At 33.9% G+C, this 16,687-nt stretch carries 18 protein-coding genes; 9 read left to right on the forward strand and 9 right to left on the reverse strand.

Annotation, left to right across the window (positions count from 1 at the left end):
- Positions 1-17 precede the first annotated feature (17 nt).
- The 4 genes from truB to AC23MC_RS06285 all read right to left on the reverse strand — a co-directional run bounded on the left by truB (position 18) and on the right by AC23MC_RS06285 (position 2,735).
- Positions 18-713, reverse strand: a complete 696-nt coding sequence (gene truB, locus AC23MC_RS06270; protein WP_487567602.1) for a tRNA pseudouridine(55) synthase TruB — start codon at positions 711-713, stop codon at positions 18-20.
- 2 nt (positions 714-715) lie between these two features.
- Complete coding sequence (locus AC23MC_RS06275) at positions 716-1,501, reverse strand: undecaprenyl-diphosphate phosphatase (protein WP_487567601.1); 786 nt, start codon at positions 1,499-1,501, stop codon at positions 716-718.
- 96 nt (positions 1,502-1,597) lie between these two features.
- Positions 1,598-1,843, reverse strand: coding sequence for a DUF3098 domain-containing protein (locus tag AC23MC_RS06280; protein WP_487567600.1), 246 nt, complete (start codon positions 1,841-1,843; stop codon positions 1,598-1,600).
- 16 nt (positions 1,844-1,859) lie between these two features.
- Complete coding sequence (locus AC23MC_RS06285) at positions 1,860-2,735, reverse strand: cell division protein FtsX (protein WP_487567599.1); 876 nt, start codon at positions 2,733-2,735, stop codon at positions 1,860-1,862.
- 157 nt (positions 2,736-2,892) lie between these two features.
- On the opposite strand from AC23MC_RS06285, the gene AC23MC_RS06290 reads away from it, so the two are divergent.
- The 4 genes from AC23MC_RS06290 to AC23MC_RS06305 all read left to right on the forward strand — a co-directional run bounded on the left by AC23MC_RS06290 (position 2,893) and on the right by AC23MC_RS06305 (position 8,229).
- Entirely contained in the window at positions 2,893-5,862 is a 2,970-nt protein-coding gene (locus AC23MC_RS06290; protein WP_487567598.1) for a leucine--tRNA ligase, read from the forward strand.
- A 143-nt stretch (positions 5,863-6,005) separates the two neighbouring features.
- Entirely contained in the window at positions 6,006-6,647 is a 642-nt protein-coding gene (locus AC23MC_RS06295; RefSeq protein ID WP_487567597.1) for a hypothetical protein, read from the forward strand.
- A 110-nt stretch (positions 6,648-6,757) separates the two neighbouring features.
- Complete coding sequence (locus AC23MC_RS06300; protein ID WP_487567596.1) at positions 6,758-7,441, forward strand: hypothetical protein; 684 nt, start codon at positions 6,758-6,760, stop codon at positions 7,439-7,441.
- 92 nt (positions 7,442-7,533) lie between these two features.
- Complete coding sequence (locus tag AC23MC_RS06305) at positions 7,534-8,229, forward strand: zinc metallopeptidase (RefSeq protein ID WP_487567595.1); 696 nt, start codon at positions 7,534-7,536, stop codon at positions 8,227-8,229.
- A 398-nt stretch (positions 8,230-8,627) separates the two neighbouring features.
- Here AC23MC_RS06305 and AC23MC_RS06310 read toward each other — a convergent pair whose 3' ends face one another.
- Entirely contained in the window at positions 8,628-9,098 is a 471-nt protein-coding gene (locus tag AC23MC_RS06310; protein WP_248432505.1) for an Lrp/AsnC family transcriptional regulator, read from the reverse strand.
- Between the two features lie 176 nt (positions 9,099-9,274).
- Here AC23MC_RS06310 and AC23MC_RS06315 point away from each other — a divergent pair, with 176 nt between their 5' ends.
- Positions 9,275-9,880: a tRNA (guanine-N1)-methyltransferase gene (locus AC23MC_RS06315; protein WP_487567594.1), complete on the forward strand. Its 606-nt coding sequence runs from the start codon at positions 9,275-9,277 to the stop codon at positions 9,878-9,880.
- Here AC23MC_RS06315 and AC23MC_RS06320 read toward each other — a convergent pair whose 3' ends face one another.
- The gene (locus AC23MC_RS06320) at positions 9,881-11,251 is read right to left on the reverse strand and encodes a saccharopine dehydrogenase family protein (RefSeq protein ID WP_487567593.1); all 1,371 of its coding nucleotides are present in this window, start codon (positions 11,249-11,251) and stop codon (positions 9,881-9,883) included.
- A gap of 120 nt (positions 11,252-11,371) precedes the next feature.
- Between AC23MC_RS06320 and AC23MC_RS06325 the strand changes: the two genes are divergently transcribed.
- The gene (locus AC23MC_RS06325) at positions 11,372-11,758 is read left to right on the forward strand and encodes a DUF423 domain-containing protein (protein WP_487567592.1); all 387 of its coding nucleotides are present in this window, start codon (positions 11,372-11,374) and stop codon (positions 11,756-11,758) included.
- Positions 11,759-11,836: 78 nt separating this feature from the next.
- Positions 11,837-13,462: a phosphoenolpyruvate carboxykinase (ATP) gene (gene pckA, locus AC23MC_RS06330; RefSeq protein WP_487567591.1), complete on the forward strand. Its 1,626-nt coding sequence runs from the start codon at positions 11,837-11,839 to the stop codon at positions 13,460-13,462.
- 53 nt (positions 13,463-13,515) lie between these two features.
- Here pckA and AC23MC_RS06335 read toward each other — a convergent pair whose 3' ends face one another.
- Positions 13,516-13,872, reverse strand: a complete 357-nt coding sequence (locus tag AC23MC_RS06335) for a hypothetical protein (protein ID WP_487567590.1) — start codon at positions 13,870-13,872, stop codon at positions 13,516-13,518.
- A 178-nt stretch (positions 13,873-14,050) separates the two neighbouring features.
- On the opposite strand from AC23MC_RS06335, the gene AC23MC_RS06340 reads away from it, so the two are divergent.
- Positions 14,051-14,353 (forward strand): helix-turn-helix domain-containing protein, encoded by a 303-nt coding sequence (locus AC23MC_RS06340; RefSeq protein WP_487567589.1) that lies wholly within the window; start codon positions 14,051-14,053, stop codon positions 14,351-14,353.
- Between the two features lie 64 nt (positions 14,354-14,417).
- On the opposite strand, the gene AC23MC_RS06345 is transcribed toward AC23MC_RS06340, so the two are convergent.
- Entirely contained in the window at positions 14,418-15,167 is a 750-nt protein-coding gene (locus AC23MC_RS06345; RefSeq protein WP_487567588.1) for a uroporphyrinogen-III synthase, read from the reverse strand.
- Positions 15,168-15,186: 19 nt separating this feature from the next.
- Complete coding sequence (locus AC23MC_RS06350) at positions 15,187-15,849, reverse strand: DUF4271 domain-containing protein (protein WP_487567587.1); 663 nt, start codon at positions 15,847-15,849, stop codon at positions 15,187-15,189.
- A gap of 108 nt (positions 15,850-15,957) precedes the next feature.
- Between AC23MC_RS06350 and AC23MC_RS06355 the strand changes: the two genes are divergently transcribed.
- Positions 15,958-16,683 carry a polyprenol monophosphomannose synthase gene (locus tag AC23MC_RS06355; RefSeq protein ID WP_487567586.1) on the forward strand — a complete coding sequence of 242 codons (726 nt, stop codon included), beginning with the start codon at positions 15,958-15,960 and terminating at the stop codon, positions 16,681-16,683.
- Positions 16,684-16,687: the final 4 nt, after the last annotated feature.

A 16,687-nucleotide genomic window follows, 5' to 3' on the forward strand; every position in this document is an offset into this window, starting at 1 on the left:
AAAAAAATAAATGCCTTTTATTTTTTCAATAAATTTGATTCAAAATCATCCGGAGAAACAGCATTTTCAACAGAATAATCACCAATTTTTGTTCGTCGTAAAACCGTCAAATGAGCACCGGATTCAAGAGCTTTTCCAAAATCATTTGCTAATGAACGAATGTAGGTTCCTTTGCTGCAAACCACTCTAAAGTCAACTTCGGGTAAATCAATTCGTGTAATTTCAAATTCGTGAATGGTGGTTTTTCTGCTTTCCATTTCCATTTCTACACCGGCACGAGCGTGTTCATACATTCGAATTCCGTCTTTTTTAATGGCTGAAAAAACAGGTGGTTTTTGATCAATTTCACCTAAAAATTGAGGTAAGATTTGATTAATTAATGTTTCGTTAATATGATTTATTGAAAAATTTTCATCAATTTCAGTTTCCAAATCATAGGATGGAGTAGTAGCACCAAGTTTAAAAGTTCCGGTATATTCTTTAGGTTGACCTTGAATTTCTGTGATTCGTTTGGTGAATTTTCCTGTGCAAATAATCAATAATCCGGTGGCTAAAGGATCTAGCGTTCCGGCGTGACCAATTTTGAATTTTTTGGGAAGACCTAATTCGCGTTTCAAAGCATATTTCAACTTATTAACCGCTTGAAAAGAGGACCACGTTAAAGGTTTATCAACTAAAATGACTTGTCCTTCTAAAATTTCTTCCGCTGTCATTTTTAGATTACGGTTAGTTTTTGAACAAAGAAATGAATCAGTAAAATAGCAACTCCGGCTATAATTCTATAATATCCAAAAATTTTAAATCCGTGTTTGGTTAAAAATCCTATAAACGATTTGATGGCAATTAATGCAACAATAAAACCAACCACATTTCCAATAATCAATAAATTGAATTGATCTTGAGAAAGTTCAAAACCTGCTTTGTAATAATCGTATGATTTTTTTAGCGTTGCACCTAACATGGTTGGAATGGCTAAGAAGAATGAAAATTCTGCTGCAGTAGTTCTTGATAATTTTTGAGTCATACCGCCTACGATGCTGGCTCCACTTCTGGAAACTCCCGGAATCATGGCTAAACATTGAAATAGTCCAATTTTGAAAGCGGTGGAATAGGAAATTTCTGTTCCTTCGGAATTACCAAACCAATCATCTACTTTCAATAATAAAAATCCACCGATGATTAAAGAAACAGCAACTGTAATTGGGTTTTCAAGTAATCCGTCAATGAAATCGCTTAATAGTAATCCAAAAAAAACAGCCGGTATAAAAGCAACCAATAATTTAAAATAAAAATCAATGGATTGGAAAAATCGTTTGAAATAGAGAACAATCACCGAAAGTATCGTTCCTAACTGAATAACTATAGTAAATAATTTGGTAAAATCGTCCTGAGCAATTCCAAAAAAGGAAGACGCAATAATCATGTGTCCAGTGGAAGATACAGGAAGAAATTCGGTAATACCTTCAATAATAGCAAGGATAATGGCTTGGAGTGTACTCATGTTGGAAAATTAGATTATTGGATTGCTGGATTGTTAGAATGTAAGATTTTCAGATTTTAATTATTATTTCGAATAATCTAAAAATCGAATATTCTTTTATCCTTTCTTAGGATTTTTCATAATAGCATAAATCACCACACCAAATCCGGCCAACACAACAGTTGGAGCTAAACGAATTCTTCTAAAATCAAAAATAGCTTCGCTAAAGATTTTTGGGTCATCACTACCGCCGCCACTCATTAAAATAAATCCTAAGACGATTATTCCAATTCCGATTAAAAGGATTTTATAATTGACTTTCTCAAAGATAAATTCTTGTTTTTGTTCGTTTTTACTGCTCATTTTTTCAAATAAAAAATTAATATAAATCGTCTGTTCTTAGGTTTAAGAATTTTTGCGTAGCAAAGAAAGTACTGAACCAAGAAATTAAAACTCCTAAAACCAAAACGCCAAGTAATACAGCACCTATCATCGCTTTATCTTCTAAAATACCAAGTTTTGGAAAATTAGAATCGATGTAAAAAAGCACACCAACAATGGCAACAATCGCCAATAATGCACCAATTATTCCCAAAGTGATACTTCGTATGATGAAAGGTTTTCTAATAAATGATTTGGTTGCACCCACCATTTGCATCGTTTTGATAATAAATCGATTGGAATAAATGGATAATCGCATTGAACTGTTAATCAATAAAACAGCAATAAATGCTAAAAATCCGGTTACGACTAACATCCAAAACGTGATTTTTTTAATGTTATCATTCACTAAATCAACTAGATGTTTGTCGTAAACAATATCAGAAATCATTTTATTTTCCTTGAATTCTTGTTCGATATTTTTGATGCTATCGGCTACAACATAATCTGCTTTTAGATGAATATCAAAGGAATTCTGCAACGGATTAAATCCTAAAAACTGCATAAAATCCTCACCAATAATATCTTTATGCTTTGAAGCCGCCGTTTCTTTTGATACAAATGTGTCTGTTTTTACATAAGCCGAGGCTTTTAATTTTGCTTCAAAATTTTTAAGCACACTATCGTTGGCAGCATCTTTGAAATAGACAGACATTGGAATTTCTTCTTTAAAATCATCCGATAATTTTTTGGAATTTATCACAAAAAACCCAAGAATTCCCAATAAAAAAAGCACTAAAAATACACTTAATACTACAGAAAAATAGGAAGAAATAAGTCGTCTTTTTTGATACCTTTCGTAAGATGATGCCATAGAAATTAATTTAAGCCGTAAAATTAAAAAAGAAATTGGTTAAACCACAGTTTATAACGTTGAAAGTTTTGAGTTTAGTACAATAAACGTAAATTTGCCGTTTAAAATTAAAAAAACTCAGCAACTTAGCGTCTCAGAAACTCAGCATCTCAAAAAAATGAAATACTTCCACGAAAAAATCGAAGCCAAATGGCAAGAATATTGGGCTAAAAACCAAACCTTTGCCGCAGAAAATAATTCCGAAAAACCAAAATATTATGTGTTGGATATGTTTCCGTATCCATCCGGAGCAGGTTTACACGTAGGTCATCCGCTGGGATATATTGCTTCAGACATCGTGGCTCGTTATAAAAGACACAAAGGTTTTAATGTCTTGCATCCGCAAGGATATGATTCATTCGGACTTCCGGCGGAACAATATGCCATTCAAACCGGACAACATCCCGAAAAAACAACCAAAGAAAATATCGCTCGTTATCGTGAGCAATTGGATAAAATCGGTTTTTCGTTCGATTGGAGTAGAGAAGTACGCACATCAAATTCGGATTATTACAAATGGACGCAATGGATTTTTATTCAATTGTTTGATTCGTATTATTGTAAACATTCCGATCAAGCATTTCCAATTTCAGAATTGGTAAAAGTGTTTAAAGCAGAAGGAAATGCCAATGTGGATATCGTTTGTGATGACAACATAGAAATTTTTTCAGCAGCTGAATGGAATGCATTTTCATCTGAAAAGCAACAAGAAATTTTATTAAAATATCGCTTAACCTATTTAGCCGAAACCGAAGTAAATTGGTGTCCCGCTTTAGGAACCGTTTTAGCCAATGACGAAATTGTCAATGGCGTTTCCGAACGTGGAGGTCATCCCGTAATTCGCAAAAAAATGACGCAATGGAGTATGCGAATTTCTGCGTATGCTGAACGTTTATTGCAAGGTTTAGAAACCATCGATTGGAGCGAAAGCATTAAGGAAAGTCAACGTAATTGGATTGGGAAGAGTGTTGGGGCAACTGTGAAGTTTCAGGTTTCAGGTTTAGCTTCGCTCTGTTCGACTTCGTCTCGAGTCAAGTTTCAAGTTGATGTGTTTACGACAAGACCCGACACCATCTTCGGAGTAACCTTTATGACCCTCGCACCCGAGCACGATTTAGTTTCGCAAATCACAACTTCTGAACAAAAAGCATCAGTGCAAGCTTACGTAGAAGCAACATCAAAACGCTCCGAAAGAGAGCGTATGGCTGATGTAAAAACCATTTCAGGTGTTTTCACAGGAGCGTATGCCGAGCATCCGTTTACCAAAGAACCCATTCCGGTTTGGATTGGCGATTATGTGTTGGCCGGTTATGGAACAGGAGCTGTAATGGCCGTTCCGTGTGGCGATGAACGTGATTATGCATTCGCTAATTTCTTCAAAGGAAAAGAAGGAATGCCCGAAATTAAAAACATTTTCAACCAAGATATTTCCGAAGCCGCTTTTGCAGAAAAAAGTGGTTTTGAGTTAGTCAATTCTGATTTTTTAAATGGTCTAGGCTATAAAGAAGCTACCAAAAAAGCCATCGAAGCCTTAGAACAAATTGGTCAAGGAAAAGGGAAAACCAATTACCGTTTGCGTGATGCGGTTTTCTCAAGACAACGTTATTGGGGCGAACCGTTTCCCGTTTACTACGTCAATGGTTTACCACAAATGATTGATGCGAAACATCTTCCTATTATTTTACCGGAAGTAGAAAAATATTTACCAACCGAAGACGGTCAACCACCGTTAGGAAATGCTACGCATTGGGCTTGGGACAGTGTTCAGTGTTCAGTGGTTAGTAATCAGTTGATTGATAATGTGAAAGTGTTTCCTTTAGAATTGAACACCATGCCGGGTTGGGCAGGTTCTTCGTGGTATTGGATGCGTTATATGGATGCACATAACGAAAACGAATTTGCCAGCCAAGATGCCTTGAACTATTGGGAAAATGTAGACTTATATATTGGTGGTAGCGAACACGCCACCGGCCATTTATTGTATTCTCGTTTTTGGAATAAATTTCTAAAAGACCGCGGATTCATCACACCCGAAGAACCATTCAAAAAGTTGATTAATCAGGGGATGATTTTGGGGATGAGTGCGTTTGTTCGTCGCTATAATATAAATTTAGATGGAGAAACATATCTTTTTGTATCTTCTAATTATGAGCCAACTTTGAAAACCTTTGCGGAAGGAGGATGCTATTTAGAGTTTGAAGATGGTAGAATAATTGATGAAGTTAATGGGAAAAAAATAGATGAAATAATGACTCAAGTTATTCATGTTGATTTGTTAGTGATTAATGATTTGACTAATGAATTAGATATTGATGCATTCATTAAACATCCATTATATTCGGAATATAAAACTGGAATATTTATAAAGGACAATAACGATAAATTTCTTGTTCGTCGCGAAGTCGAAAAAATGTCCAAATCCAAATACAACGTCGTTAACCCAGACGATATTTGTAACCAATACGGAGCCGACACCTTACGTTTATACGAAATGTTTCTCGGTCCGTTAGAACAAGCAAAACCTTGGAATACAGCCGGAATTACAGGAGTTTCAGGTTTCCTGAAAAAATTATGGCGATTGTATTTTGATGATAACGGTTTGATTGTCACTAACGATGAACCAACGGCTGAAATGTACAAGTCCTTACATAAAACCATCAAAAAAGTAACAGAGGATATCGAGAATTTCTCGTTCAACACTTCTGTTTCTCAATTTATGATTTGTGTGAATGAATTGGCTCAACTAAAATGCAATCACAGAAAAATTTTAGAACCATTAGCTATTTTAGTTTCGCCGTATGCTCCGCATATTGCCGAGGAATTATGGAGTCAATTGGGTCACGAAGGTTCAGTTTCAACCGTGGTATTTCCTGTTTTTGAAGAGAAATATTTAGTAGAATCCGAAAAAGAATATCCGGTTTCCTTCAATGGAAAAATGCGTTTTACAATCAAATTACCATTGGATTTAACCGCTGCTCAAATTGAAGAAATTGTAATGGCAGACGAACGAACCCAAGCTCAATTGCAAGGAAGAACACCAAATAAAGTGATTATTGTTCCAGGAAAAATCATCAACTTAGTAGGATAATTTTATAAAAATAAAAGCCACGGATTCGCAAATTCAATTGTGAATCCGTGGCTTTTTTCATCAACAAGTGTTAAACAATACCTAAATCAATTTTTTTGGCAGATTTTTTGATTTCATAAATTTAATTCAAATTCCTTCTGCTTATGAAATCACGACTACTATTCTTTGCTTTGTTTTGCAGTTCCTTTTTGTTTGCTCAAGAAGAAGAAATGGTTGAAACGCAAGTCTTGCCAAACGAAATTGCTTTTGATTTTTCTGGTTTCTACAGCCCAATTTTATCAACCAATTTCATCGGTTTTTCAATGGATATTCGATATTATGTTCGTGAAAATTGGTCCACCGGTATCAACATAAGCTATGCTTCCCGAAAAATGAAAACCGATTTTCAATACGATGTATTTAATCCCGCTGTTCAATACAGCGAAATAAGTTGGCTCAATCAATTTGATTTAATCAAAAAAGAAAAATTCAGAATTGGTCTGCAATTGAACAACGGTTTAGCAATGGCTACGTTGGTTGATCGTGATGTTACAGAAGAGTTTTGGGATGAATATGGTGTGAGCGAATCAGCCAAACGCATTGAAACCAATTATTTCTACATTCTTCAACCCGGCGTAGAAGCTGCTGTTAAAGTTTATGACAATGATCGTTTTCCGGATGTTTATCTCACTGCCAAAGCAAAATACCGTCAAGCCATGGGAGCACCAAAGTTTGCCACCACAAGTGATTTTACAAATTATTATGTTGGAATAGGAGTTTCACTTATCGGATTTTTAACTTATTAGTGGAAAAACATACTATTTATCCAAAAATTAAGTTATTGTATTAAAATCATAAAATTCAATTTCTAACTAATTTCTCACTTTTATTAACTACAATTTTAAATTTAAAAAACATGAAAAAAATCTTTTTTATTGCAGTAGTATTGTTGGCTCAGTTCACTTTTGCACAAGAGCAGGAAACGATTTCAACCGACGAAAAAAAATGTGTATTGCCCAAGATGGATTTGTACATCGGTGTAGGTGGTGTTTTTTACAACGATTTTTCTTTGAACCAAAAAATTAGAGCATCAGGAATGCCAGAAATTAGAGAAGCTATGCCGGAGTTAACAATTGGAATTAATTCGTTATGGGAGAAATACTCTTTTGATATGGATCTATCTTCGAGCTATTCTACCAAGAAAAACAACACAACTGAAAATAAATTGGCAAGTGGAACTTTACGACTTCGAGGACATTATAATTTTGTAAATAAATCCAGAATTTTATTGTCCGGTGGATTAAATGTGGCGTACACTCACAACGACTTGAATCTATATTCTCGTGATAATGATATCAATTTAAACGATTTGAACCCTGAAAATAATTCCGGTCACGTCAGTTTGAAAAATGATATTTTTTATGCCGGACCATCAGTAGCATTTAATTTAAAACGTAAAGAGAAATTGAGCATTCGTTTAAATGTGGGTTACGAATTTGCTTTCACCAACGGAAAATGGAAATCCGATTATGCTAGCGTGTCTAATACGGTAAAAGAAAACGGCCAAAACCGATTGATGGTTGGTGTTGTGTTCTTTTAAAAACCTGACAAAATTACAGCAAAAAGAATTCACATAAATTTGGCTTGCAATTTGCTATATATTTGTAACTTTATATTTTAAAAAGAACAAAAATGATAGGATATTATATTTTAATCGGTGCAATCGCTTTAGTAAGTTGGTTAGTAAGTAATCAACTGAAGAAAAAATTTGAATTTTATTCCAAAGTTCAATTGCGAAACGGAATGAGTGGAGCCGAAATTGCTCAACGAATGCTTGAAGACCACGGAATTCATGACGTAAAAGTCATCTCAACTCCCGGTCGTTTAACCGATCACTACAATCCAACTGACAAAACAGTAAACCTGAGTGAAGCCGTTTACAACCAACGTAATGCCGCTGCAGCAGCCGTTGCCGCTCACGAAGTTGGTCACGCAGTGCAACACGCAACTGCCTACGAATGGTTAACATTACGCTCCAAATTAGTACCTGTTGTCAACGTTTCTTCAGGAATGTCGCAATGGTTAGTAATTGGTGGTTTAATTTTAGGAGCCGCCTCCGGAAGTGCAATCGGATTTTACGTAGCCATCGCTGGTTTAGTGATGATGGCGTTAGCTACCACGTTCAGCTTCATTACTTTACCTGTAGAATACGATGCAAGTAACAGAGCTTTAGCTTGGTTAAAGAAAGCAAATATGGTTGGTCAACAAGAATACGAAGGAGCCGCAGATGCCTTAAAATGGGCTGCCAGAACTTATTTAGTAGCCGCAATCGGTGCATTAGCGTCCTTACTATATTGGGCTCTCCAAGTATTTGGTTCCAGAGACTAATTCAAAAATAAAAACAATAAAATCCGTTACCATCGTAGCGGATTTTTTTTTGGAAGCGAATGGCTCGGGCTTTTTCAGGAAACCATATTCCCGCTTTACGTTGCAATTTTTTGTTCACGAGCAAAGCTCGAAACAAAAAGATTTCCACTTCAATCGGGGCTAGAAAGGAATGGTAATCAGTATCCAGTTTTCAGTCACAGTTTTCACCCAATTTTGTCATTGCGAAGCAATTTCTTTTCTGTGTTTTCCGTGTCTTCTGTGAGAAAAAAATTTTCACCTTCAGTTTTCAAATAATTTTCATTCTACATTGTCTTCATCGCAAACAAAAACTTCGTGCCTTCCTTTCATCGCAGCATAAACCAGCAACCCGCAACCCGCAACCATCAAACCCGCAACGCCTACAACTGTATCTGCCGCTCAATCTGCTGTTCTAACGAAATAAACGTCTCCGTTCTCGAAACCCCATCAATCGGCTGAATTTTTTTATTAAGCAATTGCATCAAATGTTCGTTATCTCTACAAATTATCTTAACCAAAATGCTCCAATTTCCGGTTGTATAATGACATTCCAACACTTCCGGTATTTTTTTCAATTCTCGCACAGCATCCGAATTACTTGAAGCTTTATCCAAATAAATCCCAACAAAAGCCATTGTTTTATAACCCAACACTTTATTATTAATCACAAATTTAGAACCCGAAATCACACCGGCTTCTTCCAGTTTTCGCAACCGCTGATGAATAGCCGCACCGGAAATTCCTATTTTATTGGCAATCTGTAAAATGGGTTTTCGAGCATCTTCCATCAAATCACGAAGAATTTCTTTGTCAATACCGTCAATTTCTATTTCAAGCGAATTGATTTTCATAGTTATAAATTTTAATTAAAAATATAAAATTACTTTCATAAATACTAAAAAATCAATTTTAAAGTTACAATAGTATAAATTTAGATTTCTTAAAGAATTACAGACTAAAAAAATCTATTAGGATTCTTAAACTAAAAAAATTAAATTTGTTAATCAACCAGACCAAACTTCATCTCATGAAAAAATATATTTATTTATTCCTTTTTTTATTTGTTATAACATTTTCATTTGCACAAGATTCTATTCAGAATGGCGGACAAGCTTCGATGAACGGAACATTAGATAAACAATTTGATTATGTGGTTCAAAAATCAAATAATTTTCAGGAATACAAAGTCGTAAAAAGAGATTTTCTAACGATTTTAAAACGAAATAGTCTTGATTCTGTTAACCGATTTAAAAACGAATTAGAAGAATTAAAAAGCGAATTTTCAAATCACGCAACCACTGTTCAACAACTAAAGGATACTTTAAAAACTACCCAAGCAGAACTTGATCAACTAAAAACAGCTCAGGATAATGTTTCATTTTTTGGAGCTTCAATCAGTAAAACGAACTATAATTTGATTATGTGGGGAATTGTTTCGGTTTTATTACTTATTTTAATAGTGTTTTTGTTTCAACTCAAAGGAGCCAAATCAACATCCAGCGAAGCAAAAAATAATCTTGAAAAACTGGAAGAAGATTACGAAGATTACAAACGAAAAGCACTCGAAAAAGAGCAAAAGTTAGGTCGTCAATTGCAAGATGAAATTAATAAACACAACAAATCTTCCAAATAATTAGCTTCCTACATTATTAGGGTTATAACCCATATACGGCACTTCTTTATCATTAAAAACGACTCCAAACGACTCCAATTCTTTCAAAATTGGTTCATATACCTCTTTTTTAGTTGGCAGTTGAACTCCAGGCGTTGTGATGTTTCCGTTTAAAATTTGTAGCGTAGCAATGGCAACAGGTAGGCCAACTGTTTTAGCCATAGCCGTATACGTTTGATCATCGCCTAAACAAACCATACAACTGTCAATTTGCTTTTTCTGACCGTTGAGTTCATAACCAAATTTGTGATACATCACAATCATATCTTTATCTTCGGGCTGAAGAGCCCATTTTTCGGCTAAAATATGCTCTAAATATTGAGCCGGTGTTGCATTTTTGATTCCTGCTTTTTTGGTAGAATCAAATAAATCTAATTCCTCAAATTTATCCCAAATCACATCGTCTTGATCAATTTTAAGATAATGACGTAACTTCAATTCCACCGAATCCGAAGGATGATAAGGCAAAAATGAATTCGTAAAATCACGGTAAGACATGTTCTCAGAATTTTCCATAGAATAGGTGTCATCTGTCATTCCTAGTTGAACTAACATATCCCACGCTTTTGAATAACCTACTCTTCGTAAAGTGCCGCGATACATGGTTAAAATGTTATCTAAACCATAAATGCTTCTGTATTTTAATGAATCACGGTTGGCATAACCTTCAAATCGTCCGTAACCTTCTACTTCCAAAAATTCAGTTCTACGAAATAATTTGTTGTAAGGAATGTATTTGTATTTTCCTTCCTGAATAAATTTTGAAACACCGCCTTGCCCGGCTAAAACTACATTTCTGGGATTCCACGAAAATTTGTAATTCCATAAATTGGTATCGCTTTCGGGAGCTACTAATCCGCCACAAAACGATTCAAATTGAATCATTTTTCCGCCTTTTTCTCTAATTTCATCAATGATTTTCATGGCACTCATGTGATCAATTCCGGGATCCAGACCAATTTCATTCATAAAAATTAATCCTTTTTCTTTTGCCTGACTGTCTAATTCTTGCATTTTCGGACTGATATAGGAAGCCGTCACCATGTGTTTGTTGAAAGCAAGACAATCTTCGGCAATTTCCGTATGCAAGTGTGCAGGTAGCATTGAGATAACGATGTCTGCTTTTTGTACTTCTTTTTGGCGTTGCTCAACATTAGCAATGTCTAATTGGATAGGCAATGCGTTGGGATGATTATTGGTTTTTTTCTGAGCCAGTTCCAAAGATAAATCAGCAATAGTAAGCCTTAAATTTTCTGATTCAGATTTATTTAAAAGGTATTTTATTAACGAAGAGGCAGAACGGCCGGCACCAATAATCAATATATTTCTCATGTCATTTTGTATAAAAATCACACAAATGTAGTTAGATGTTATATTCCTAACAAATTTTACAATGTTAATTCCATTTGAGGTTGAAAAATAATTCCGTAATTTTGATTATTATATTATGAAATGAATAGAAAAATTATACTAGTTGCTGCCGTCTTGGGAGTAATTGCAATCATTTTAGGAGCATTTGGAGCTCATGCGTTAAAAGAAGTTTTAAACGAAAATCAATTAGTCAGTTTTGAAACCGGTGTTCGCTACCAATTTTATCACACACTTTTTTTATTGTTTTTAGGAACAACCGTTTTACTGTCTGATAAAACAAAAAAAATTATTTTGATATTGGTTTTAGTTGGCGTTTTGTTTTTTTCGGGTTCTATCTATTTATTGGCAACAAACGACTTAACTTCTATTGATTTTAAGTTTTTAGGGCCAATAACGCCAATTGGGGGATTGCTATTAATAAGTGCTTGGTCAGCTCTGTTTTTGAACATTCTTAAACAAAAAGGATAAATTTTCAACAAATTATCAATTGTAAAGATTTAATTTTTACTTTTGCCAAATATTTAAACACAACTAAACGGTAAATTTATGGAAACATACGCTCAATTTACGAAATCGATTTCGTTAGAAAAGTACGGAATCAAAAACACACAAGAAATTGTTTATAATCCATCGTTTGAATTCTTATATGAAGAAGAACTAAGTTCAAAGTTAGAAGGATACGAAAAAGGACAATTATCAGAATTAGGAGCGGTAAATGTAATGACGGGAGAATTTACCGGAAGATCGCCAAAAGATAAATATATTGTAGAAGACGACGTGACGAGAGATACCATTTGGTGGAACTCTCCAAAAGCACCAAACGATAACAAACCTATTTCAAAAGTGACTTGGGATGCTTTAAAGGAAACGACAGTTAATCAACTTTCCGGAAAAAGATTATTTGTAGTGGATGCTTTTTGTGGTGCAAACGAAAACACTCGTTTAAAAGTTAGATTCATTATGGAAGTGGCTTGGCAAGCACATTTTGTCAAAAATATGTTCATCCGTCCAACGGAACAAGAATTGGAAAATTTTGGTGAGCCTGATTTTATTGTCATGAATGGTTCTAAAACATCTTTCAAAAACTATGAAGAACACGGATTAAATTCGGAAGTATATGTGGCGTTCAATTTAACTGAAAAAGTTCAAATCATCGGTGGAACCTGGTATGGTGGAGAAATGAAAAAAGGACTTTTCTCGATGATGAATTACTATTTGCCTTTACAAGGAATTGCTTCGATGCATTGTTCTGCTAACAAAGGAAAAGATGGCGATGTGGCCGTTTTCTTCGGATTGTCGGGAACAGGAAAAACAACGTTGTCAACCGATCCAAAACGTGAATTAATTGGTGACGATGAGCACGGTTGGGATGACGAAGGTGTTTTTAACTTTGAAGGTGGTTGTTATGCAAAAACCATCGATTTAAGTAAAGAAAATGAACCGGATATTTATGGAGCAATTAAAAAAGATGCTTTATTGGAAAACGTAACGTTGGATGCAAACGGGAAAATCGATTTTAAAGATGGTTCTGTAACGCAAAATACGCGAGTTTCTTATCCTATTAATCACATTCAAAATATTGTAAAACCGGTTTCAAAAGCGGGTCACGCAACTAAGGTTATTTTCTTGACAGCAGATGCTTTTGGTGTTATGCCTCCGGTTTCTAAATTAACACCAGAACAAACAAAATATTATTTCCTTTCAGGATTTACGGCAAAATTAGCCGGAACAGAAAGAGGTGTGACTGAACCACAACCTACTTTTTCAGCTTGTTTCGGAAAAGCATTTTTATCACTTCATCCAACCAAATACGGACAAGAATTGGTTAAGAAAATGGAACAACACGAAGCGACTGCTTATATGGTTAACACAGGTTGGAATGGTACAGGGAAACGAATTTCTATAAAAGATACCAGAGCAATCATTGATGCCATTTTGGATGGTTCAATTGAAAAAGCGGAAACAAAAATAATCCCGATTTTTAATTTTGAAGTACCAACTGCTTTAAATAATGTCGATAGTGCTATTTTAGATCCTCGAGACACATATAATAACTCAGATGATTGGACGGCAAAAGCATCCAATTTAGCTGATTTGTTTATTAAAAACTTCGTACAATATACAGACAATGAAGAAGGACGAAACTTAGTGAAGTCCGGACCTCAATTATAATTTTACACTAACTAACCAAACGAAAAGAGTTCTGCAAATTTGTGGAACTCTTTTTAATTGTAGAAATCACTATAAAAATTTTTTGTTTCAAGCAACGCATCATGGGTTCCTTTCAAACTAATTGTTTTATTTTCGAGAATATAAATTTCATCTGCATACGTTTTCAAGGTGTTTAAACGATGCGAAATAAACAAAATGGCACAAGTAGGTTTTATCTTTTGAAGTAATTGCATTGTAAAGTTTTCAGTATTTCGATCCATAGCAGATGTAGCTTCGTCTAGAATTAAAAATTGCGGTTTTTTGTATAAAACTCTAGCCAACGCAATAATTTGTTTTGATGCAATCCTAATTTTTCCTTCTCGTTTGTCATTTCGACCAAAGGGAGAAATCGCATTATCATTACTATTCATTTGTCCAATTTGAATCGAAAGCTCATATTTTCATTCAAATAGATAATTCAAATTTTGGATTAAATAGTCATTATGAGCATATTATTTTTCTTAATAAAATTTTTTTTTGTGCGATTTTTATTTATTTTTGAAAGCTCCCTATTCAACTAAATTTAACAATAAAATTATTTTTAAATCTATGGGGCAAGACATTCTTGAAATTATCAGGCAACAACGAAAAATAAAAGATTATTCACAAGACTATGTTGCTGGTCAATTGAAACTTTCGCAAAGTCATTATGCTAGAATTGAAAACGGTAAGTCTGAATTGATGTTTTCTGTTTTTGTAAAGCTTATTGAGATTTTGGAACTTGAGCCAAATCAAGTTTTGCCTGTAATCTATAAAAAACCGATTCTTAAATTGAATAAAGCAGAAGTGAATTTGTTGGCATTCAAAAAAGAAATTGTAGAAGAATTTGAAAAAAAAAATAAAAAAGTTTAATAAAAAAAGAGTTGTAAAAATTAAATTTCACAACTCTTTTCTGTCTATTTTCAAGTTATTTTTATTATTTATCCTTATTCGTCTTAGCAATATATTTTTCTAATGCCATTGTCATTGATGGAGCTTCCGGAGACGGAGCCATAATATCTACTCTTAAACCATGATCTATCGCTTCTTTTTGTGTAGTGCTTCCAAAAACCGCAATTCTTGTTTCATTTTGTTGAAAATCAGGGAAGTTTTTAAACAATGATTTTATTCCGGTTGGGCTAAAAAAGGCCAACACATCATAGTAAACATCAGCTAAATCCGTTAAATCACTCATAACAGTTCTGTAAAAAATACCTTGAGTCCAATTTACTTTCAAACCGTCTAACGTTTGAGGAACATCAAAATTTAATTGATCGGACGCTGGCAATAAAAACTTTTCTTCTTTGTATTTTTTAATCAGTGGAGATAAATCTACAAAATCTTTTTGGCCGACATATATTTTTCGTTTTCTGTAGATAACGTATTTCTGTAAATAAAAAGCAACGGCTTCTGATTGACAAAAATATTTCAAATCTTCAGGAACTTTATAACGCATTTCTTCGGCTACCCTAAAAAAATGATCTACAGAATTTCTACTGGTTAAGATGATGGCCGTGAAATTGTGCAAGTCAATTTTTTGACTTCTAATATCTTTTACCGGAACACCTTCGACATGAATAAAGGGTCTGAAATCGATTTTTACTTTATGCTTTTGAATAAGCTCAAAGTAGGGAGAATTTTCTACTTTTGGCTCTGGTTGTGACACCAAAATTGTTTTCACTTTCATATCGAAATTTGTTGTTCAACTAACGTCTTGTAAACCAATAATACATAAAATAGTAGGGGGCTATTTCAAGGGCACAAAGATACAAAATAAAATAAAACATCTTACTTATTAGTAAACTTTGATAAGATTTTAATGAAATAAGGTATGTTAAGGCGTTTACTGTCAATATAATCAATAGAATCCCGTAAATAATTAGGTTTGAAGAAACATCATTGTAATACAAAATTATATTCACAGGAAGGATTAATAAGCCAATAAACGTTCGGTAACTCACTTTTTGAAGATTAAATTGTTCCATAAAATCTTCAATTTTAAAGGAAGTTGCAATAATTTTTTCAACCAAATATTTAGAAAGTACAAAAACACCTAACAAAGTGATAATCTGAATATATTTTATTCCATCGGTTTTAGAAGCTAATCCGAAATAATTCAGCAAAATAAGAATAAAAAAAGCAAACGAAATCAATTGCACAAAAAATAAACTAATCGTAAACCAGCTCATCATGTGCGAAGGATCTTTGTAGATTTTGAGGTATTTATCAGTAACAAACAATTTTAGAAATTCATTAAAACGGGCTTCAAAAAAAGTTTTGGTCACCGCAATCAATGCAAAGCTCAAGACAAACAAAACTGTTGCCCAATCTTTACTATCCAATATTCGTTGTTCTAAAATGTAGTCCATAATTCGTTTGTAAAATTACTATTTTTTTAATTCAATCACTTTATTATAATTTTATTATGAATCAACGTTTATAAAAAGTTTACTTTTGCTTTGAAATTTTGTCTTTTTATGAGTAACGGATTAGTAGTCATTCCAACCTACAACGAAATTGAAAATGTTGAAAGTATTATTCGGGCAGTTTTTGCTCTCGAAAAGACTTTTCACATACTGATTGTGGATGACAATTCACCGGATAAAACCTATGAAGTTGTTGAATCCTTACAAAAAGAATTTCCATCGCAACTTTTTTTGAAAGTTAGAAAAAAGAAATCCGGACTGGGAACGGCGTATGTGCACGGATTCAAATGGGCGTTGCAAAACAATTATGATTTTATTTTTGAGATGGATGCCGATTTTTCTCATAATCCGCAAGATTTGAATAAATTGTATGAAGCTTGTCAAGGCGGAGAAGCCGATATGGCAATTGGTTCTCGATATGTTCGAGGAGTAAATGTGGTCAATTGGCCATTAAGCAGGGTTTTACTTTCTTATTTTGCTTCGGTTTATGTAAAAATAATTACCGGAATGAAAATTCACGATGCCACAGCAGGATTCATTTGTTACCGCAGAGAAGTACTTGAAAAAATAAATCTCGACAAAATTAAATTCGTAGGATATGCGTTTCAAATCGAAATGAAATACAGAACTTACTGCAAAGGTTTTAAAATTAAAGAAGTTCCTATTATCTTTACAGATAGAACAAAAGGGCAATCCAAAATGAGCAATTCTATCATTAAAGAAGCTGTTTTTGGAGTGATTTCATTACGCATAAAAAAACTATTTAATCGATTATAATCGA

The sequence above is a fragment of the Flavobacterium sp. T50_26 genome (genome assembly GCF_057652995.1).